Here is a 19,741-nt window from a genome sequence, read left to right on the forward strand (position 1 = left end):
GCCGGGCGTTTTCTTTTGTACCGATCCCGATTCCCCCTAATTGACGCTGTGAAATTCTCACCATAGTCGTTATATTATCTACTACATAACGAATAAACAGGAGTTTCCAATGGCAGGTCAATGGTCGCGTTTTCTCACCGGAGCGGCATTAACGCTCTGCGTTTCTGGTCATGCGCTGGCGCAGGACGGCAAAATTACCGTTTTTGCCGCGGCGTCGTTAACCAACGCTATGCAGGATATCGCGCAAGCGTATAAAAAAGAGCATCGTGTCGACGTGGTCTCTTCCTTTGCTTCTTCCTCCACGCTGGCGCGGCAGATTGAAGCCGGCGCGCCCGCCGATCTGTTTATTTCAGCGGACCAGAAATGGATGGACTATGCCGTAGACAAAAAATCAATCGATACGGCTTCCCGCACTACGCTGCTGGGCAATAGTCTGGTGGTGGTCGCGCCGAAAGCCAGCGATCGCGGCGATATCGCCATTAATGATAAAACCGACTGGACCAGCCTGCTGCAAGGCGGACGTCTGGCGGTCGGCGATCCGGACCACGTGCCGGCAGGGATCTACGCGAAAGAAGCGCTGCAGAAACTCGGGGCCTGGGAGACGCTGTCGCCGAAGCTCGCGCCGGCAGAAGACGTGCGTGGCGCGCTAGCGCTGGTGGAGCGCAACGAAGCGCCGTTGGGCATTGTCTACGGCTCTGATGCCGTCGCCAGCAAGGGGGTCAAAGTGGTGGGCACCTTCCCGGAGGAATCGCACAAAAAAGTCGAGTATCCGCTGGCTATCGTTGATGGGCATAAAAATGCTACCGTAACCGCGTTTTACGACTACCTCAAAGGCCCGGAAGCCTCGGCTATCTTTAAACGTTACGGATTCACCACACAGCAATGATTTTAAGCGATCCCGAATGGCAGGCGGTACTGCTGAGCCTGAAAGTTTCATCCCTGGCGGTGGTTTGCAGCTTACCTTTTGGGATCTTTTTCGCCTGGCTGCTGGTGCGCCGCCATTTTCCCGGCAAAGCGTTACTCGATAGCATTATACATTTACCGCTGGTGCTGCCGCCGGTGGTGGTCGGCTATCTGTTGCTGATTTCCATGGGGCGACGCGGCTTTATCGGTAGTTGGTTATATGATTGGTTTGGTCTGACTTTCGCCTTCAGCTGGCGGGGGGCGGTGCTGGCGGCGGCGGTGATGTCATTTCCGCTGATGGTGCGGGCGATACGCCTCGCCCTTGAAGGGGTGGACGTGAAGCTTGAACAGGCGGCGCGCACCCTCGGGGCTAATCGCTGGCGGGTATTTTTCACCATCACGCTGCCGTTGACCCTGCCGGGCATTATTGTCGGCACGGTGTTGGCCTTCGCCCGTTCGCTGGGGGAGTTTGGCGCGACGATCACCTTTGTCTCAAACATTCCTGGCGAAACGCGCACCATTCCTTCCGCGATGTATACCCTGATTCAAACGCCCGGCAGCGAAGGCGCCGCCGCGCGGTTATGCATCATCTCTATTGTTCTGGCGCTGGTATCGCTGCTGGTGTCCGAATGGCTGGCGCGCCTTAGCCGTAAGCGGATGGGAAAATAACTATGCTGGAGCTCGATTTTAGCCAGACGTTAGGCAATCACTGCCTGGAAGTGCATGAAACCCTTCCCGCCAGCGGCATCACCGCTATTTTCGGCGTCTCAGGCGCGGGCAAAACCTCACTGATTAATGCTATCAGCGGGCTGACGCAGCCGCAGCAGGGGCGCATTGTGCTCAATGGCCGGGTGCTCAATGACGCGCGACAGCGCATCTGCCTGGCGCCGGAGAAGCGGCGTATCGGTTATGTGTTTCAGGACGCGCGGCTGTTTCCGCACTATAAAGTGCGCGGCAACCTGAAATATGGGATGGCTAAAAGCATGGCCGCGCAATTTGACAAGCTGGTGGCGTTATTGGGCATTGAGCATCTGCTCGAACGGCTGCCCGGTAGTTTGTCCGGCGGCGAAAAACAGCGGGTGGCGATTGGCCGCGCCCTGTTGACCGCGCCGGAATTGCTGCTGCTGGATGAGCCGCTGGCCTCGCTGGATATTCCGCGAAAGCGCGAATTACTCCCCTATTTACAGCGGCTGGCGCGCGAGATCCATATCCCGATGCTGTATGTCAGCCACTCGCTGGATGAAATTCAGCACCTGGCCGATAACGTGCTGGTGCTGGAAGCGGGAAAAGTGAAGGCGTTTGGCGATCTCGAAACGGTGTGGAGCAGCAGCGTGATGCATCCGTGGCTGCCGCAGGAGCAGCAGAGCACGATTCTTAACGTCTCGGTGATCGCGCAGCATCCGCAGTATGCAATGACCGCGCTGGCGCTGGGCGATCAGCAACTATGGGTTAATCAGCTGGCGCGAGAGCCGGGCGAAGCGGCGCGTGTTCGTATTCAGGCGTCGGATGTGTCGCTGGTGCTGGAGCACCCGCGACAGACCAGTATCCGTAATATCCTGCGCGCGCAGGTTGTTGGTTGCGTGGAAACCAACGGCCAGATTGAGGTACAGCTTACGGTCAGCGGCAGAACGCTATGGGCGCGAATTAGCCCATGGGCGCGGGATGACCTGGGCATCACCCCAGGTCAGTGGCTGTATGCGCAAATTAAAAGTGTATCGATCGCGGCCTGATTACAACAGATGGCGATTGATGAAGTCGGCGATGCTGGTGGTTTCGTTTTCACCAATCACCACTTTTGCCCGCGCTTTTACTTCCTCAACCGCGTTACCCATCGCCACGCCGGTCCCGACGGCTTCCAGCATGCTGAGATCGTTGTAGTTATCGCCAAAGGCGATAACATCCTGCATGGATAATCCTTGCGCGGCGACCCACTGCGCCAGGCGTTTGCCTTTGCTATTGCCGGCGCGGGCGATATCCACCTGATCGTGCCACGACCATTCGCATTCCAGGCCCAGATTCTGGCCGACGGTCTGCGCGAAGTCCTGTAGTTTCGGGATATTTTCATCGGTGAGGGCGAATTTCCACACCGCCTGCACTTCACGCGCCGCCTGGGCCAGAGAATCCACCTGGGTGAAAACCGGGCGCTGTTCAACCGGCAGCGACTGCGCCCAGTTAGTGGTGCGTATCACGTGGCCGGTCGGACGTTCATAAAGCATGGCGTCATCAACGTACATCAGACCGTGAATATCGTGTTCGGCGAGCATGTTGGTGAGGCTGAGGGCTTTATCTACCGGCATCGGATCGGCCTCGAGAACCTTTTTTGCATGATAATCATACAAATAAGTGCCATTACAACAAATTGCAGGTGTATCGAGAGCCAGTGCCTGATAAAAAGGATGGATAGCGACGTGATGTCGGCCGGTTACGACGATCACCTGATATCCAGCCTCCCGGGCGCGAGCCAGCGCATCGAGCGACGCCGGAAGAATCGTTTTTTTTGAGGTCAGTAGGGTGCCGTCTAAATCGAGGGCGATCACGCGTGAGGTCATGTGTTGGTTCCGGTAAATGGTGAAAAAGGGTCTGCCATGATGGTACACGGCTTCGTCTCAGGGGCAAATTTTTCAGCATCTACCGTTAAAAACGTCTATACCATTCATCGTTGCGCCGCGCGCCGGATGAAATGTATAACGATGTCCACGAGCAGTTTCACGAGCAGTGAGGAAAGGAGTAGTCATGAAACAAACCGTATATACCGCCAGCCCGGAGAGCCATCAGATTCACGTCTGGAGCCTCAATGCTGAGGGAAATCTGACATTGGTTCAGGTTGTTGATGCCCCGGGCCAGGTGCAGCCGATGGTGGTAAGCCCGAACAAAGAGTATCTCTATGTCGGCGTTCGTCCGGAGTTTCGCGTCCTGGCTTACCGCATTGCGCCAGATAATGGCGCGCTGACTTTCGCCGGTGAAGCCGCGCTGCCGGGGAGCCCGACGCATATCTCCACCGACCATCAGGGCCGTTTTGTTTTCAGCGCTTCCTACAATCAGGGCTGCGTGAGCGTGACGCCATTGATTGACGGCGTACCGGGCGAAACGGTCACCGTCGTCGAGGGGCTGGAAGGCTGTCACTCGGCCAATATTTCGCCGGACAACCGCACGCTATGGGTCCCGGCGCTGAAGCAGGATCGTATTTGCCTGTTTAATCTGAGCGATGACGGCTATCTGGCCGCGCAGGAGCCGGCGGAAGTTACTACCGTGGAAGGCGCTGGTCCGCGGCACATGGTGTTCCATCCGAACCAGCAGTACGGCTACTGCGTGAACGAACTGAATAGCTCCGTTGACGTGTGGGAGCTTAAAGATCCGCACGGGAAAATTGAGTGCGTGCAGACGCTGGATATGATGCCGCCAGATTTCACCGGCGTGCGCTGGGCTGCGGATATTCATATTACGCCGGATGGCCGCCATCTGTATGCCTGCGATCGTACCGCCAGCATTATCACCATCTTCAGCGTTTCTGAAGACGGTAGCGTACTGTCTATTGAAGGCTACCAGCCGACCGAAGCGCAGCCGCGCGGCTTTAATCTCGATCACAGCGGTAAGTATCTGATTGCCGCCGGGCAGAAATCGCATCATATCGCGGTATATGAAATTGCCGGCGAGCAGGGGCTATTAAAAGAGAAAGGGCGTTATGCCGTTGGTCAGGGCCCGATGTGGGTAGTGGTTAACGCGCATTAATTTGCTATTGATAGAAAAAAACCTCGCGCCGGCGAGGTTTTTTTATTTGGACTGACAGGCCTAAATATCATCCATCGTATAGCCGACGACAATTTCCAGCGTCTTACGAATCACATCCGCGGTGACCACGTTATCGGTGGTTTCCAGAGCATTGATCAACCATAAAATAAGCGCCTTATTGCTCAGATGCCCATCTGAGCTGAGGATACTGTCGATTGCCAGCGACATGACCGCAGATTCATCGACTAATTTATCTCCGGCGCTGCGGAAATATTCTGAGAGCGCTGTATCCTGCAGTCCTGCGTAAATATCTGATTGCTGATGCATAGTCTGTCTCATCATATTCTCACTTGTTTATTAAACTTGATCGGGGATCAGTGTATTTTTTTGCCCGTCGGTTCGACGTTACTATCCACAACAACGGCTCTGTTTTCCCACTGGCCGTTAATCTTTTTAATGACTGGAGCGTGATTGCCGCGCGTCGTGAGTCTGACGCTAATTTCATCAATAACGGCAATAATTGCATTCCTTCGCTGGTGGTTCGTTTCCGCTGCCTGCATTAACCGAAGTTTGACTAGTAGCGTCGGAATATTAATTGGCCGGTTTGTTTTAAGAAGAGATAAAACCGCCTCGCCGATAATCTCATCGCTAACCCGATCTGATTGACTGCTTTTCATCATCGTCCCTCTGCATGCCTCGTGTTCCTGTAAGCCAGGTCAGGTGCAGGCCGACAGTCAGCGTTTACTCCTGACGCTCAAACAGCAGGCCAATCAACGTTTGATAATGATCTTCTTCTTCGGGGGCTCGTGCGACGTCAAGACGGCTCAGTAACTTGGTGCAAAGCGCTTTGCGGTTTAAATGCCGCCCTTCGGTGAGAATGTCCATCACGATTTCGCCCAGCGTCTCCTGCTGAGAAGGTAACGATGCTTTGTTGAAATACTGGGCTATCGCGTTCGCTGTATCTGGAATGTAACCATTCTGCTGCATATGCGCTCCTTTAATTTCACTCATCTGTTAATTGTGAGTAAACTTATACAATAATTTGTAACTTGTACATAGCGTGTTGCGCAATAAATCGCGTTTAGAGTATAGTCTATTGAAATTTATTGATAAATTTATTGTTTTTTTATTTTGTGTAAAATTGCCATGAGGGTTGTAAGCGTGACAATCTGTACAAGATTATGCGGCCAGGCGGCGTCGTGTGTTCAATTTTTGTTAATATAAATACTTGTTTCGCAAGACGTATCGAGCAGTAACTGCTACTGTGAATGCTTATACCTCTCATCTGGAACCGCTATGCTCACCACCATCATTTATCGCAGCCATATCTGCGACGATGTCTCATTCAAATCGCTCGAGTCGATGGTTGCTGCGGCTAACGAGAGAAATGGTCAGGCGGATGTCACCGGTATTTTACTTTTTAACGGCACGCATTTTTTCCAACTCATTGAGGGGCCGGAAGAAAACGTACAGCAAATTTATCGGCATATTTGCGCGGACCCGCGTCATTACAATCTGGTGGAGCTTCTGTGCGATTACGCGCCGTCTCGCCGCTTTGGTAAGGTTGGCATGGAGCTGTTTGATTTAAGGGAACACGATCGCGATGCGGTACTACAGGCCGTGCTGGATAAGGGGACGACAAAATATCAGCTGACTTACGACGACCGGGCGCTGCATTTTTTCCGTACCTTTGTCGAAGCGACGGAAAAAGAGAACTACTATGAAATTCCGTCAGCTGATAGCTGGGATTTTATTGCCGATGAGAGCTCGTTTTACCCGGCCGTGCCCTGTATCGACCGTGCTGAAACATGCTGTTTTGCTTTTCAGCCGGTGGTTGACCCTTTTGCCTGTGAAATAGTCTCCTGGGAAGCGCTGCTGCGTACCGTTGACGGAGAACCGCCTGCGGCCTATTTTGCCGGTTTGTCAGGCGATGAGATTTATGTCGCGGATTTGCAAAGTAAACGGGTTGCGCTGGCCATTGCTGGCAAATTAGGCCTGCGTGAACGTACCCTGACCATCAATCTGCTGCCGATGACGCTGGTGAAAGTGGCGGATGCGGTGCCATTCCTGTTAACGGAAATTCAGCGCAATGACCTGATTCCGGAACAGATAATTGTTGAATTCACCGAGCGTGAAGTGATTTCGCGGATGGATGAGTTTACCGATGCCGTACGCAAACTTAAGGGGGCGGGAATTCGCGTCGCTATCGATCACTTTGGCGCCGGTTTTGCCGGGCTATCGCTGTTGGCGCAATATCAACCGGATCGAATTAAAATCGACCAGCAGCTGATCCGCAACATCCATCGTGACGGGCCGCGCCAGGCTATCGTGCAGGCGATCATCAAATGCTGCCATTCACTGGAAATTGCCGTATCGGTGGTTGGCGTTGAGCAGGCGGAGGAGTGGATGTGGCTTGAGGCGGCGGGTATTTCTCATTTCCAGGGAAATCTGTTTGCCAGCCCGCGACTGGCTGGTCTGCCGGCAATCCTCTGGCCGGGGAAAATATGATCCATCCTGAGATAGCGTAAACGCACTTTCATCCTTTTTCCCGCACGCTGTGAGCTGCAACCTGATATCTTTATCTGTACAAGAAAAGAGAGTTGTACAGTATGCCTAAATTCGTTAGTTTAGGCGCTAAAGTATCAGGTTGAGATAAGGCGGCTTATGGCTTTTTACAGTATCGGTGAAGTAGCCGAGCGTTGCGGAATCAATCCGGTCACCCTTCGAGCCTGGCAGCGGCGTTACGGTTTGCTGAAACCGCAGCGTAGCGAAGGCGGGCACCGTCAGTTTGATGAAGAAGATATTCAGCGAATCGAAGAGATTAAGCGCTGGATAGAACGTGGCGTTTCAGTGGGCAAGGTGAAAGCGCTGCTGGAAGGCCAGCTACCTGCCGCACGCGATGAATCTGCCCAACTGCAGGAAGAGATGATGAGTATCCTGCGCTATATGCAGCCGGCAAAAATCCGCGCCAAAATCACCGCATTAAGCCATCAGTATCCTGTCGACACCCTGCTTGATAGCCTGTTTGCGCCGGTGCGCCAGCGGCTGAAGCTCGATCAAAACACCTCGCTGGTTATTAGCAGCATGCTGGATGGCATTTTGATTGATTGCGTGGCGCTGTTTTTAGCCGAGTCGCGTAAGAAAAATGGCAAGGAGACGCTGCTGGTGGGGTGGGGGAATGAAGACCGCACCGGCCTATGGCTGGAAGCCTGGCGCCTTTCGCAGCGTGGTTGGCACGTCAACGTGCTGGCGGAACCGTTAGAATCTCCCCGCCCGGAACTGTTTCCTGGGCAACATATTTTCGTCTGGACCGGGCGCGCCGCCTCGCCGCTGCAGCTGGAGCTGCTGGGCCACTGGCAGGAGCAGGGCTTCAGTATTCACTTCCACGGTAACGAATAAAAAAACCTGCCTTGTAAGTGAGGCAGGTTTCTGTTTGCTTACGTCGCGCGTGCTTACAGATGGATTTGACTCCAGGACTTAAATGTTTCGCTACGGCTGATATTAAAGAAATCTGTCCTGCCGCTGCAGCCCAGTTTTTTTATCAGATTCAAACGGATTTGATAAATTGTCTTAATATGCAAGTTGAGCGAGCGGCCAATACTGGCAATGGCTTCGCCATTACTGATGAGCTGAATGACTTTCTTTTCTCGCTCGGTAAACTGCACCCGTTCACCAGGGGAGGTATGCGTTTTATAATACCGGGTGGGTTGATTGAGAAATGTTTTTAATTCTGCTGGCGTCGATCTAGCGGGAATGCGTAACATTGGCAATTCGCTGAGAAAATTAAGATCGTTGCCTTCGGTTAATAAAACAAAAACCGTCTCCCGGCGATTATATTTATGTTGTAATACCGAAAAATAACTGTCGCTGGTAAAAAAGACATATTTTTTACTGAAACACCTTTCTGGCAGCGTACGCAGAATGAGGCTAATGCCGCTCAGAAGATAGTGGTTGTCAATCCACAGGTCGTAGCGTTCGGAACAAATGTGCGTGTGTTTACTGAACATTTTGGTCTCCACGAAGCGGGTGGACGAATTAATGGTGAATACCGCGGCGTAGAATATCCAACGCCTGCAAATAGAGATCAGAAAGTATTTCATTACTTTCTGTTTGCAGTCGCTGGTTAATCTCGGTAATTAATTGAAGGTCATCAACTGTTTTATTTTCCTGCAATAAGCTATTTTCAATGTTTTTCAGCAATGCGCAGTTAGCAATAAACTGCGCGGGAATTGTATTTTTGATGTGCATAACCCTGAATCTCCCACGCGAAAAATAAAAGCCGCTGGCGTAAACGATTTGCTCATCGTTTACGCCAAAACATTGCGGACAGGCAACGGTAAAGCAGGAACCACCTCAAAATAACCGCGGTATCGGCGCAGAGTGCTGACCCGAACGCCCGCGCAAAATCGAGCTACCCGTCAACTATAGACGCTCAGAACAAACTTGTACAAATTTCTGCGAAAAAATTTGTACACATTAAATTTTTATTTGTCGGGTTAAGTGTATTTTATTGATATTATTGAATTTGTTTTCTTCCGTCATTGTACAATTAGAGCAGTGAAAATCTCTGAAAAATGACCGGCGCTCACTGCTCTGGGTTATACTTGTCGGCCAAGAAGGTGAAGAATAAGGGAATGCGATGAAACTATGGCCAATTCTGACCGGGGTAGCGGTATCGCTGGCGTTAGTCGCCTGTAAGACCCCCACGCCGCCTCGAGGAGTCAAACCGATAAACCACTTTGACGCCAGCCGTTATCTGGGGCGCTGGTATGAAGTCGCGCGCCTGGAAAACCGTTTTGAACGAGGTCTGCAGCAGGTGACGGCAACTTACAGCATGCGTGATGACGGCGGCATTCGCGTACTTAATCGTGGATTTGACCCGCGCAACAACCGCTGGCGCGAAAGCGAAGGCAAAGCCTATTTCACCGGCGCTTCCACCACGGCAGCGCTGAAAGTCTCGTTCTTCGGTCCCTTCTATGGCGGATATAACGTGATCGCGCTCGACGACGATTATCAATACGCGCTGGTGAGCGGGCCAAATCGCGACTATTTATGGCTACTTTCGCGCACCCCGGATATTCCGACCCACATCCGACAACAATACCTTGCCCTGGCCGCTGAGCTCGGTTTTGCGGTTAACAAACTGGTCTGGGTGCCGCAGGCGAAGGCTTAAACTATCGCCTGCCGCAGGGTGTGCGCCGCATCGTTGAGCGCGGGCGCCGGCATACGGCCGATCAGCGCAAACTGGTAGCCGCCGTGGCGCCACCAGCGCAGGTTCATGCCCTGTCGCTGCTCATTTTGCGGCGGCGAGGCGGTTTGCCGGGCGGCGGGTGAAATACAAAGCGCGACCGGGCCGTAACCGGTATGCAGCCAGAGGATTTGCGTGATCGAGGTACTTTCGTAACGCAGCATACGGACCATTTTCAGCTCCGCCTCAGGCAAGGCGAGCTGCCGTCGTTCTAGAAACAGTCCTGTATCCTGCGCCGAACGACGCAGGCCACGGTCGAGCATCTCGGGTGAATTATCCACATCGGCCACGGTTTCCGCGCTATATAGCGACATGTACTGGGCTTCAAGACGGCGAATATTCTCGTCATCGTCTTCCTGCGGCGCAGGCCGCCAGAAGAAACTTGTTGCGCTACCGATAACCAACAGGCCCAGTGAGGCGCCGATCAGCGCGCGACGGCTGAAGCGCGCCTGATTTTGCGCTTTACTTTCCGACCCGGTGAGGTAGGGCGCCAGTTTCGCCTGCATCCGCGCCACGGGCGCTTCATCAAGCAGGGCGGCGAAAGCATGTTGATAAGGCTGATGATTATTCATCAACGTGGCGGTGCGGCTGGCGAGCTGCGGGTCGCGGGCAAAGGTTTCGCTAAAACGGCGGGCGTCCTGCGCGCACATTTCGCCATCAAGCCAGGCGACAATGGCCTCGTCCTGCCAGGGTGGGGAAAAGCGAATAGGGTTCATGAGCGTTTCTCCTGCGCCGGGGGCGAAATCGCCGGCGTTTTGGCCAGCGTTTCTCGCGCGGCGGCTAGCCGACTCATAATGGTGCCAATAGGTACCGATAGCGTCTCGGCGGCTTCCTGATAACTAAACCCCTCGACATACACCAAAAAGACGGCATTACGCTGCGCCTCGGGCAGTTGATTAACCCGCAGCATCAGTTGCCGATAGCGCCACTGCGTCTCGTCCTGCTCGCCCGGCTCAGGGGCAGCCAGCTCCTCACACTCGACAAACCCCTGGCCGAGGCGGACCTGGCGGGCGCGCAGCTCTGAAATCCAGATGGAGTGTAAAATGGAGAATAGCCACCTGTCGATGCGGGTGCCGGGGGTAAACTGCGCGCTCTTTTCGAGCGCGCGAAGGCAGGTGGCCTGCACCAGCTCCTCGGCGACGTCGCGGTTGTGCGAGAGTACGAGGCCGTAGCGCCACAGGCGAGGAAGATGGGCGGCAAGTTGGCTATCAACGATACGGTTAGCGATGTTCTTATCCTTATTGATTCTGGCGAATCACGACTATCAGGATTCAGGATGTCCGTTTATTGCCGACTGAAGATCGCGGTACTCTTCGCAGCTTTGGCCGCAAATGCCGGCAATCGCCGCCAACTGCTGTTTGGCCAGATCGGGGCGTCCTTTAACCATCCATGCCTCGCCAAGGTATTCGCGGGCTTTCGCGTAGTCTGGTTTCAGCGCCAGCGCCCGCTGATAATAGCCAATTCCTTCATCGGTTCTCCCGAGCTTACGCGTGGCGTAGCCGCGATAGTTCCACGCCTCAGGCGTATTGGCGTTGTGCAGCGTATCCAGCAGGTTAAGCGCGGCCTGATATTCCCCTTTTTTCGCCAGATGCCAGGCATAATTGGTTTTATCTTCATCGCTAAGGCTGCTGGTTTTCTGCGGGACGCATTTTTGGCTCACGCTGTCGTAGGCCTCTCCGCTCGGGCAATCCGGGGTTTGTTTGCTCGGGCTGTTATCGCCCATGGCCAACGCCGCCGGGGTATATAACAAAAATAGCAGCGCCGGAACGACTAAGCGCCTGATGGGAGAAATTTGTGCGTTCATGGTGACCTCCAGGTGGGCGAGAGACGCGATAAGGCATCGCGTTGCCGGTTCTTAGGAGTAAACGCGCAAGCGGGGGGATTTATTCGCCGTTGGCGAAAATTATTAATTGGCGTTGTGGCGAGAGTATGCGTCGATAAGAAAAGCCCGCGCTCGGGGGGAGCGCGGGCCGATAATATTACTGTTTCGGAGCGGCAACCACAAAGCTGCCCACGCCGCGGTTGTTATATTCCCACATGCGGTTGAAGCCGTTGTCGTTAAGGTTACGCTGCGGGTGGCCTTTGTCATCCTGCGCGCCAACGTTACCGCTGAAGGCTCGGTTAGAGCCTACCGCCGCCGCCCACGGTTGAGCAATGTTAAAGCCTTCATTGATGACGCTATCGCGGATTACCACCTGGCCGTTGCTGTTGCCGTCGACGTCCAGCGCGCGGCCCAGTTGCGCGACGTTATCGCCGGACGCGGTGAAGCGGCTGTTGGTCGCCAGGAAGCCGTAGGTCACGCTTTTCAGCGTTGCCGGCGCGAAAACGTAGGCTTCTTTCTGCGTACGCGAGTTCACGACGCGGAAATCGGTATTATCAAATACCACCGCGCCGCGACCGGAAACGATATCCACATCGCCTTCAATATAGCTATTGGTCACCAGCGTGCGGGTTTGACGGTTGTCCTGCAGACGGTTCTGCACGCCGCTATTGGTCACAAAGAAGGTGTTCTGGCGGCCAAGAATGTTGACCTTGTTGATCTGCACCTGGTCGCCATCGCTGCGCAACGCCACCGCCTGGTGGGTACCGGCATCGACGCTATCGCCGAGATTGTTGGCGATAGTCAGGTTCTGCAGCTGCAGGCCATTGTTCTGCGACCAGAAGACCGCGGAACACATCACGCCCACGGTGGCGGCGGATTTGCTCTGGCAACTGTCGAACATATACCACGCGGGCTTGCCCGGCATGTATTTGCCGCCCGGATTAACCAGATGACGCCAGCTATTACGGTCCATTTCGGAATCAATTGCTTCGCTGATTTTGACGTCGGCAGGGTTTTCACCGGTACCATAAATCGTCAGCGCGCCCGGCGCGGCAGGTACGTAGACGGTACCCGCATATTCGCCCGGCATAACGGCGATGAACAGGCGACGGGCAGAGTGACGGGCAATCGCCGCATCGACCGCGGCCTGAATAGTCGTGTGGGTCACGCCCTGGGCGCCCGCTGGGCCGACGATGAAATCAGGCTGCGCCGGCAGGCTGATAGCGGATGGCGTCCACGCGGCGGCATTCGGCGTCAGCGACTGGAAATAGGCCGCTTGAGTAAAGTTTTTCGCTTCATCGGCGCTAAGAATCGGCCGTGCGGTATTGCCCGGTGCAGTCTGCGTTGAGGGCTTTTGATCGGCAGGCGTCGAGCTACAGGCGGACAGCGTCACGCCGAAGGCCAGCGCCAGCGCCAGACGGGAAACGGAATATGTGTTCATGTTGCTCCGGGCGATAATATGCAAAGTTACATACCCTTTGTGCGCGACAGGGTATAAGTCCTTTAAAACCTGCTGTTTTATACTAACTTGAACGAAACGGGAAGATGCCAGTTCAAAAACTTCACTTCTTTACGCAACGCGAAGCGCTGACGGAACGTCTTTAGTCACAAAAAAATAACATTTACCCGCGCTTTTATTGACATTACCGGCGTTATGAAAATAAATGTCTATACAACCCATGACAAGTTGAATGCTATGACTGAAGCCACCTCTGAACTCGTTATCTGGCGAAACGCGCGTCTCGCCACCCTGAACCCTGATTATTCCCAACCGTATGGCCTGCTGGAGCGCCATGCGCTGCTGGTGCGTAATGGCCGCATCGAGGCGATCGTCGACGATGCTGATGCCCCGGCAGGGCGTCATATCGACCTCGAAGGCCGGCTGCTGACGCCGGGTCTTATTGACTGCCACACGCACCTGATTTTTGGCGGCAGCCGGGCGCAGGAGTGGGAGCAGCGGCTGAACGGCGTGTCGTATCAAACCATCAGCGCCAACGGCGGCGGCATTAACTCCACCGTGCGCGCCACGCGCGAAAGCAGCGAAGCTGAACTACTGGCGCTGGCGCAGCCGCGTCTCGCTCGCCTGCTTCGTGAAGGGGTGACAACGCTGGAGATTAAATCAGGCTACGGTCTCGATCTGCAAAACGAACGCAAAATGTTGCGGGTCGCCCGAAAACTGGCCGACGACAACGGAGTGGAACTGTCGGCGACGCTGCTCTCCGCCCACGCCACGCCGCCGGAATATCATGGCGACGCCGATGGCTATATCTCGCTGGTCTGCGAGACCATACTGCCGATGCTGTGGCAAGAGGGGCTGTTTGAAAGCGTTGACGTCTTCTGTGAAAACGTCGGCTTCAGTCCACAGCAAACCGAGCGCGTATTTCAGGCCGCGCAGGCGCTGGGCATTCCGGTAAAAGGCCACGTTGAGCAGCTCTCGTCGCTGGGCGGCGCTCAGCTGGTGAGCCGCTATCATGGGCTTTCCGCCGACCATATCGAGTATCTGACGGAAGAGGGCGTGGCGGCGATGCGCGAAAGCGGCACCGTGGCGGCCCTGCTCCCCGGCGCGTTCTACTTCCTTAACGAAACCCGCAAACCGCCGGTGGAACTGCTGCGCAAGTACCAGGTGCCGATGGCGGTGGCGACCGATTTCAACCCGGGCACCAGCCCCTTCGCCAGCCTGCACCTGGCGATGAATATGGCCTGCGTCAAGTTTGGTTTAACGCCGGAAGAGGCCTGGGCCGGGGTGACTCGCCATGCCGCGCGGGCGCTGGGGCGACAGGAGAGTCACGGTCAGCTGGCGGCGGGCTTTGTCGCAAACTTCGCCATCTGGGATGCCGAGCATCCGGTCGAGATGGTGTATGAGCCGGGGCGCGCGCCGCTCTGGGGGCGCGTGGTACGAGGAGAACTGCAATGATGCTGTGGCAAGCTACGCCCGCCAACCTTTGGCAGGGGCGCGATGATAGCGCGGAGGCGCCCAATGCGCTGCGCCTGTTCCAGACCATCGCCCGCGCGGAACGCTTTGCGCCGCAGGAGATTCCCGGCGATATCGCGCTGCTCGGCTTCGCCTGCGACGAAGGCGTACGGCGTAATAAAGGTCGTACCGGCGCCGGACATGGCCCGGAAACGCTACGCCGGGCGTTGGCCAATATGGCCAGCCATCAGGGCCATGACCGCTGCGTAGACATGGGCACGATTAGCGTCGATGGCGAACAGTTAGAAGCCGCACATCAGGCGCTGCGCGAGGCGGTGGTCGCCTGTCAACGCGCCGGCAAACGCACGCTGGTGCTGGGCGGCGGCCACGAGACGGCCTTCGGCCACGGCGCTGGGGTACTGGATGCCTTCCCGGGCGAAAAGGTGGGTATTATTAATCTCGATGCGCATCTTGATTTACGCTTTGCCGAATGCGCCAGCTCCGGGACGCCGTTCCGCCAGTTGGCGCTGGAGTGTGAAGCGCAGCAGCGAGGTTTTCATTATACCTGCATTGGCGTCAGCCGGGCGGCGAACACCCAGGCGTTATGGGATGAAGCGGCGCGCCGTCAGGTGGCTATCGTTGAGGATCTGGAGGTGCTGGAGGCCTTCGAAACTCGCGTGTTGCCGGAGCTTGAGCGCAATATCGCGCAATTCGACCGTCTGTATCTGACTATCGATCTCGACGTGCTGCCGGCGCGCGAAATGCCGGCGGTTTCCGCGCCGGCGGCGCTGGGCGTGCCGCTGGCGACCCTGTTGCGGATCGTCGAGCCGTTGTGCCGCAGCGGTAAGCTACAGGCGGTGGATTTGGTCGAGTTTAATCCGCAATTTGACGTCGACGGACAGGGCGCTCGCGCGGCGGCCCGTCTGGCATGGCAAATCGCCCATTGGTGGCGCTAGCGATCCGCGCTATTATTTTCGTTTCGCCGCTCCGCTTATTACGCATAAGGAAAGCCAGGCCATGTTTGCACAACAACCTCGTTCCGCGCCCGCGCCTTTCTATGAAAAGGTGAAGCAGGCGATCAGCGAAAAGATCCACCGCGGCGAGTGGCGTCCGCACGACCGAATTCCCTCGGAGGCTGAACTGGTCGCCCAGTTCGGCTTCAGCCGCATGACCATCAACCGCGCGCTGCGCGAGCTGACGGATGAAGGCTTGTTGGTGAGGCTACAGGGCGTCGGTACCTTCGTCGCCGAGCCGAAAGGGCAGTCGGCGCTGTTTGAAGTGCGCAGCATAGCCGATGAGATTGCCTCCCGCCGTCACCAGCACCGCTGCGACGTGCTGCTTTTAGAGGAGACCGAAGCGGATGTTATCCAGGCGGAGGCGCTCAACGTCGCCGAAGGCACGCGTATCTTCCATTCGCTGATGGTGCATTTTGAAAACGAGGTCCCGGTACAAATCGAAGATCGCTGCGTCAATGCCGCGGTGGTGCCGGACTATCTATTACAGGATTACACCGCCACCACGCCGCATGATTATCTATCGCTCATCGCGCCGTTAACCGAAGGCGAACATATTGTCGAGGCGGTGCAGGCAACGTCAGAAGAGTGCGCGCTGCTGCGCATCATGCCGCACGATCCCTGTCTGCTTATTCGCCGCCGAACCTGGTCGACGACGCATATTGTCTCACACGCTCGCCTGCTGTTCCCGGGCGCGCGCTACCGTCTGCAGGGCCATTTCAGCTCGTAATTTCCCCTGGCGTCAGCAAAACGTGATTGCTGACGCAATATAACAAAATTGTATCATTTCTGTTAAATCCTGGCTTGCGTAGAGTTGTATAGACAAGTATATGTATCTACGTACACAACGTTAATTGTCAGGAGAAACCCCGATGTCGCAAAGCAAATATCGCCAGCTGGACGTACGTGCCCCGAGAGGCACGACGCTGACCGCCAAGAGCTGGTTGACCGAAGCGCCGCTGCGTATGTTAATGAATAACCTCGATCCCGATGTCGCCGAAAACCCGCATGAGCTGGTGGTCTATGGCGGTATTGGTCGCGCTGCGCGCAACTGGGAATGCTATGACGCTATCGTGAAGGCGCTGAAAAACCTGGAAAGCGATGAGACCCTGCTGGTGCAGTCCGGTAAACCGGTCGGCGTATTTAAAACGCATGAAAACTCGCCGCGCGTGCTGATCGCTAACTCCAACCTGGTTCCGCACTGGGCTACCTGGGAACACTTCAACGAACTGGATGCCAAAGGGCTGGCGATGTACGGCCAGATGACCGCCGGCAGCTGGATCTACATCGGTAGCCAGGGCATCGTACAGGGCACCTATGAAACCTTCGTCGAAGCCGGTCGCCAGCACTATCAGGGCAGCCTGAAAGGCCGTTGGGTGTTAACCGCCGGTCTGGGCGGCATGGGCGGCGCGCAGCCGCTGGCCGCGACGCTGGCAGGCGCCTGCTCGCTGAACATTGAATGTCAGCAGAGCCGCATCGATTTCCGTCTGCGTACCCGCTACGTGGATGAACAGGCCACTTCTCTGGATGACGCCCTGGCGCGCATCAAAAAATATACCACCGAAGGCCGCGCTATCTCTATCGCGCTGTGCGGCAACGCCGCGGATATCGTTCCGGAACTGGTGAAACGCGGCGTGCGCCCGGATATGGTCACCGACCAGACCAGCGCCCACGACCCGCTGCACGGCTATCTGCCGAAAGGCTGGAGCTGGGAAGAGTATCAGCAGAAAGCCGAATCCGATCCGCAAGGCACTATTCTGGCGGCCAAACGCTCGATGGCCGATCACGTTCAGGCGATGCTGGCCTTTAATGAAATGGGCGTACCGACCTTCGACTACGGCAACAACATCCGCCAGATGGCGCAGGAAATGGGCGTCAGCAACGCCTTCGATTTCCCGGGCTTCGTGCCGGCGTATATCCGCCCGCTGTTCTGCCGCGGTATCGGCCCGTTCCGTTGGGTGGCGCTGTCCGGCGATCCGCAGGATATCTACAAAACCGACGCGAAAGTGAAAGAGATCATTAAAGATGATAAGCATCTGCACCACTGGCTGGATATGGCGCGCGAGCGCATTAGCTTCCAGGGACTGCCGGCGCGTATCTGCTGGGTAGGTCTGGAGTGGCGGCAGAAGCTGGGGCTGGCCTTTAACGAAATGGTGCGTAGCGGCGAAGTCTCCGCGCCGATCGTGATTGGCCGCGATCACCTTGATTCCGGCTCCGTCGCCAGCCCGAACCGCGAAACCGAAGCCATGCGCGACGGTTCGGATGCGGTATCCGACTGGCCGCTGCTCAACGCACTGCTTAACACCGCCAGCGGCGCGACCTGGGTCTCGCTGCACCACGGCGGCGGCGTAGGCATGGGCTTCTCGCAGCACTCCGGGATGGTTATCGTCTGTGATGGTACCGATGAAGCGGCGGCGCGTATCGCTCGCGTCCTGCATAATGACCCGGCGACCGGCGTAATGCGTCATGCCGATGCGGGTTACGATATCGCCATTGAATGTGCGGCGGAACAGGGTCTGAATCTTCCGATGGTTGCGGCAACGCAGGGGAACGCTAAATGAAATCTTTAACGCTAATTCCGGGGCAACTGAGCCTGTCGCAGCTCCGCGACGTTTACAGCCACCCGCTGAACATCACCCTCGATAGCAGCGCGTTTGCGGCAATCGATGAGAGCGTGGCCTGCGTCAACGCCATCCTTGCCGAAGGGCGGACCGCCTACGGTATTAACACCGGTTTTGGCCTGCTGGCCCAGACCCGTATCTCGACGGAAGATCTGGAGAACCTGCAGCGTTCACTGGTGTTATCCCATGCGGCGGGCGTTGGCGAGCCGCTGGACGATGATCTGGCGCGCCTGATTATGGTGCTGAAGATTAACAGCCTGTCTCGCGGCTTCTCCGGGATCCGCCTGAGCGTGATCCAGGCGCTGATTGGTCTGGTCAATGCCGGCGTGACGCCGTGGATCCCGGCGAAAGGTTCCGTCGGCGCTTCAGGCGACCTCGCGCCGCTGGCGCATATGTCGCTGACGCTACTTGGCGAAGGCAAAGCGCGGGTACGCGGCGGCGAATGGCTGCCGGCGTCGGAAGCGTTACGTCAGGCGGGGCTGGAGCCGATTACCCTGGCGGCGAAAGAAGGTCTGGCGCTGCTGAACGGCACCCAAGCGTCGACGGCCTTTGCGCTGCGCGGCCTGTTCGAAGCCGAAGATCTGTTCGCCTCAGCGGTCGTTTGCGGAGCGTTAACCACCGAAGCGGCGCTGGGCTCGCGTCGTCCGTTCGATGCGCGTATTCATGAGGTACGCGGCCAGCGTGGCCAGATTGATGCGGCGGCGCTGTATCGCCACCTGTTGACCGATGACAGCGCGATTTCGCAGTCGCACCATAACTGCGCCAAGGTACAGGATCCGTACTCTCTGCGCTGTCAGCCGCAGGTGATGGGCGCCTGCCTGACGCAGATCCGCCAGGCGGCGGAAGTACTGTTAGCCGAAGCGAATGCGGTCTCCGATAACCCGCTGGTCTTTGCCGCTGAAAATGACGTCATCTCCGGCGGTAACTTCCATGCCGAACCGGTAGCGATGGCGGCGGATAATATCGCGCTGGCGATCGCGGAAATCGGCTCGCTCTCCGAGCGTCGTATCGCGCTGATGATGGACAGCCATATGTCGCAGCTGCCGCCATTCCTCGTGAAAAATGGCGGCGTCAACTCCGGCTTTATGATTGCTCAGGTCACGGCGGCGGCTTTAGCCAGTGAAAACAAAGCGCTGTCGCACCCGCATAGCGTTGACAGCCTGCCAACTTCCGCGAACCAGGAAGACCACGTCTCGATGGCGCCGGCTGCCGGTCGTCGCCTGTGGGCGATGGCGGAAAACACCCGCGGAGTGCTGGCCGTCGAGTGGCTGGCGGCGGCGCAGGGGCTGGATATGCGCGAAGGGCTGACCACCAGTCCGCTGCTGGAAGAGGCGCGTCATCTGCTGCGCGAACGCGTGCCGCATTATACCCAAGACCGTTTCTTCGCTCCTGATATTGAAAATGCCACCGAGCTTTTGGCCGCACGTCACCTGACGCGTCTGCTGCCTGCCGTATTGCCTGGCCTGAATTAATCACCGTTGTTCTCTGTACCCG

General features: G+C 56.4%; 22 protein-coding genes. 12 read left to right on the forward strand and 10 right to left on the reverse strand.

What is annotated here, in order from left to right; translation table 11 throughout:
* The first annotated feature begins 109 nt into the window (after window positions 1–109).
* Genes modA through modC form a run of 3 tightly spaced genes read left to right on the forward strand, consistent with a single transcriptional unit; the run spans window position 110 to window position 2,633 of the window.
* Window positions 110–886: a molybdate ABC transporter substrate-binding protein gene (gene modA, locus PGR29_RS09235; protein WP_316424428.1), complete on the forward strand. Its 777-nt coding sequence runs from the start codon at window positions 110–112 to the stop codon at window positions 884–886.
* Window positions 883–1,572 carry a molybdate ABC transporter permease subunit gene (modB, locus tag PGR29_RS09240; RefSeq protein ID WP_015367643.1) on the forward strand — a complete coding sequence of 230 codons (690 nt, stop codon included), beginning with the start codon at window positions 883–885 and terminating at the stop codon, window positions 1,570–1,572. The genes modA and modB overlap by 4 nt, the downstream gene beginning before the upstream one ends.
* Window positions 1,573–1,574: 2 nt before the next feature.
* The gene (gene modC / locus PGR29_RS09245; RefSeq protein ID WP_049032994.1) at window positions 1,575–2,633 is read left to right on the forward strand and encodes a molybdenum ABC transporter ATP-binding protein ModC; all 1,059 of its coding nucleotides are present in this window, start codon (window positions 1,575–1,577) and stop codon (window positions 2,631–2,633) included.
* Here modC and PGR29_RS09250 read toward each other — a convergent pair whose 3' ends face one another.
* Window positions 2,634–3,452 carry a pyridoxal phosphatase gene (locus tag PGR29_RS09250; RefSeq protein ID WP_213317975.1) on the reverse strand — a complete coding sequence of 273 codons (819 nt, stop codon included), beginning with the start codon at window positions 3,450–3,452 and terminating at the stop codon, window positions 2,634–2,636.
* A 184-nt stretch (window positions 3,453–3,636) separates the two neighbouring features.
* On the opposite strand from PGR29_RS09250, the gene pgl reads away from it, so the two are divergent.
* On the forward strand, window positions 3,637–4,632 hold the full coding sequence (gene pgl / locus PGR29_RS09255) for a 6-phosphogluconolactonase (protein WP_316424429.1): 996 nt from the start codon (window positions 3,637–3,639) through the stop codon (window positions 4,630–4,632).
* A gap of 60 nt (window positions 4,633–4,692) precedes the next feature.
* Here pgl and PGR29_RS09260 read toward each other — a convergent pair whose 3' ends face one another.
* The 3 genes from PGR29_RS09260 to ycgZ all read right to left on the reverse strand — a co-directional run bounded on the left by PGR29_RS09260 (window position 4,693) and on the right by ycgZ (window position 5,619).
* Window positions 4,693–4,959 carry a biofilm development regulator YmgB/AriR family protein gene (locus tag PGR29_RS09260; RefSeq protein WP_015367639.1) on the reverse strand — a complete coding sequence of 89 codons (267 nt, stop codon included), beginning with the start codon at window positions 4,957–4,959 and terminating at the stop codon, window positions 4,693–4,695.
* A 47-nt stretch (window positions 4,960–5,006) separates the two neighbouring features.
* The gene (locus tag PGR29_RS09265; protein WP_171830086.1) at window positions 5,007–5,309 is read right to left on the reverse strand and encodes a hypothetical protein; all 303 of its coding nucleotides are present in this window, start codon (window positions 5,307–5,309) and stop codon (window positions 5,007–5,009) included.
* A gap of 64 nt (window positions 5,310–5,373) precedes the next feature.
* A complete protein-coding gene (gene ycgZ / locus PGR29_RS09270) occupies window positions 5,374–5,619 on the reverse strand; it encodes a regulatory protein YcgZ (RefSeq protein ID WP_087860058.1) in 246 nt (81 codons plus the stop codon).
* 309 nt (window positions 5,620–5,928) lie between these two features.
* Here ycgZ and PGR29_RS09275 point away from each other — a divergent pair, with 309 nt between their 5' ends.
* On the forward strand, window positions 5,929–7,140 hold the full coding sequence (locus PGR29_RS09275) for a diguanylate phosphodiesterase (protein WP_113373884.1): 1,212 nt from the start codon (window positions 5,929–5,931) through the stop codon (window positions 7,138–7,140).
* Window positions 7,141–7,296: 156 nt separating this feature from the next.
* Window positions 7,297–8,031: a MerR family transcriptional regulator gene (locus PGR29_RS09280; RefSeq protein ID WP_087860056.1), complete on the forward strand. Its 735-nt coding sequence runs from the start codon at window positions 7,297–7,299 to the stop codon at window positions 8,029–8,031.
* 53 nt (window positions 8,032–8,084) lie between these two features.
* On the opposite strand, the gene PGR29_RS09285 is transcribed toward PGR29_RS09280, so the two are convergent.
* Window positions 8,085–8,639: a helix-turn-helix transcriptional regulator gene (locus tag PGR29_RS09285; protein ID WP_113373885.1), complete on the reverse strand. Its 555-nt coding sequence runs from the start codon at window positions 8,637–8,639 to the stop codon at window positions 8,085–8,087.
* Window positions 8,640–8,667: 28 nt separating this feature from the next.
* A complete protein-coding gene (locus PGR29_RS09290) occupies window positions 8,668–8,880 on the reverse strand; it encodes a hypothetical protein (RefSeq protein WP_213794624.1) in 213 nt (70 codons plus the stop codon).
* A gap of 391 nt (window positions 8,881–9,271) precedes the next feature.
* Here PGR29_RS09290 and blc point away from each other — a divergent pair, with 391 nt between their 5' ends.
* Complete coding sequence (gene blc, locus PGR29_RS09295) at window positions 9,272–9,805, forward strand: outer membrane lipoprotein Blc (RefSeq protein WP_087860053.1); 534 nt, start codon at window positions 9,272–9,274, stop codon at window positions 9,803–9,805.
* On the opposite strand, the gene PGR29_RS09300 is transcribed toward blc, so the two are convergent.
* The 4 genes from PGR29_RS09300 to PGR29_RS09315 all read right to left on the reverse strand — a co-directional run bounded on the left by PGR29_RS09300 (window position 9,802) and on the right by PGR29_RS09315 (window position 13,143).
* A complete protein-coding gene (locus tag PGR29_RS09300) occupies window positions 9,802–10,596 on the reverse strand; it encodes an anti-sigma factor family protein (RefSeq protein ID WP_316424430.1) in 795 nt (264 codons plus the stop codon). The genes blc and PGR29_RS09300 overlap by 4 nt on opposite strands.
* A complete protein-coding gene (locus PGR29_RS09305; protein WP_271032787.1) occupies window positions 10,593–11,126 on the reverse strand; it encodes an RNA polymerase sigma factor in 534 nt (177 codons plus the stop codon). Before PGR29_RS09305 ends, PGR29_RS09300 begins: the two co-directional genes overlap by 4 nt.
* An 18-nt stretch (window positions 11,127–11,144) precedes the next feature.
* Window positions 11,145–11,684, reverse strand: a complete 540-nt coding sequence (locus tag PGR29_RS09310) for a tetratricopeptide repeat protein (RefSeq protein WP_316424431.1) — start codon at window positions 11,682–11,684, stop codon at window positions 11,145–11,147.
* Window positions 11,685–11,859: 175 nt separating this feature from the next.
* Entirely contained in the window at window positions 11,860–13,143 is a 1,284-nt protein-coding gene (locus tag PGR29_RS09315; RefSeq protein WP_087860050.1) for a putative acyl-CoA thioester hydrolase, read from the reverse strand.
* A 213-nt stretch (window positions 13,144–13,356) separates the two neighbouring features.
* On the opposite strand from PGR29_RS09315, the gene hutI reads away from it, so the two are divergent.
* The 5 genes from hutI (at window position 13,357) to hutH (ending at window position 19,719) form a co-directional block, all read left to right on the forward strand.
* The gene (gene hutI / locus PGR29_RS09320) at window positions 13,357–14,616 is read left to right on the forward strand and encodes an imidazolonepropionase (RefSeq protein WP_271032783.1); all 1,260 of its coding nucleotides are present in this window, start codon (window positions 13,357–13,359) and stop codon (window positions 14,614–14,616) included.
* On the forward strand, window positions 14,613–15,569 hold the full coding sequence (hutG, locus tag PGR29_RS09325; protein ID WP_316424432.1) for a formimidoylglutamase: 957 nt from the start codon (window positions 14,613–14,615) through the stop codon (window positions 15,567–15,569). The genes hutI and hutG overlap by 4 nt, the downstream gene beginning before the upstream one ends.
* A 61-nt stretch (window positions 15,570–15,630) precedes the next feature.
* Complete coding sequence (locus PGR29_RS09330; protein ID WP_087860047.1) at window positions 15,631–16,356, forward strand: histidine utilization repressor; 726 nt, start codon at window positions 15,631–15,633, stop codon at window positions 16,354–16,356.
* A 142-nt stretch (window positions 16,357–16,498) separates the two neighbouring features.
* The gene (hutU, locus tag PGR29_RS09335) at window positions 16,499–18,187 is read left to right on the forward strand and encodes a urocanate hydratase (RefSeq protein WP_316424433.1); all 1,689 of its coding nucleotides are present in this window, start codon (window positions 16,499–16,501) and stop codon (window positions 18,185–18,187) included.
* Window positions 18,184–19,719, forward strand: a complete 1,536-nt coding sequence (gene hutH / locus PGR29_RS09340; RefSeq protein WP_213794627.1) for a histidine ammonia-lyase — start codon at window positions 18,184–18,186, stop codon at window positions 19,717–19,719. The genes hutU and hutH overlap by 4 nt, the downstream gene beginning before the upstream one ends.
* The last annotated feature ends 22 nt before the right edge of the window (window positions 19,720–19,741 follow it).

This window comes from Klebsiella sp. 141203, assembly GCF_032601985.1.
In the GTDB taxonomy this organism is placed as follows: domain Bacteria; phylum Pseudomonadota; class Gammaproteobacteria; order Enterobacterales; family Enterobacteriaceae; genus Klebsiella; species Klebsiella aerogenes.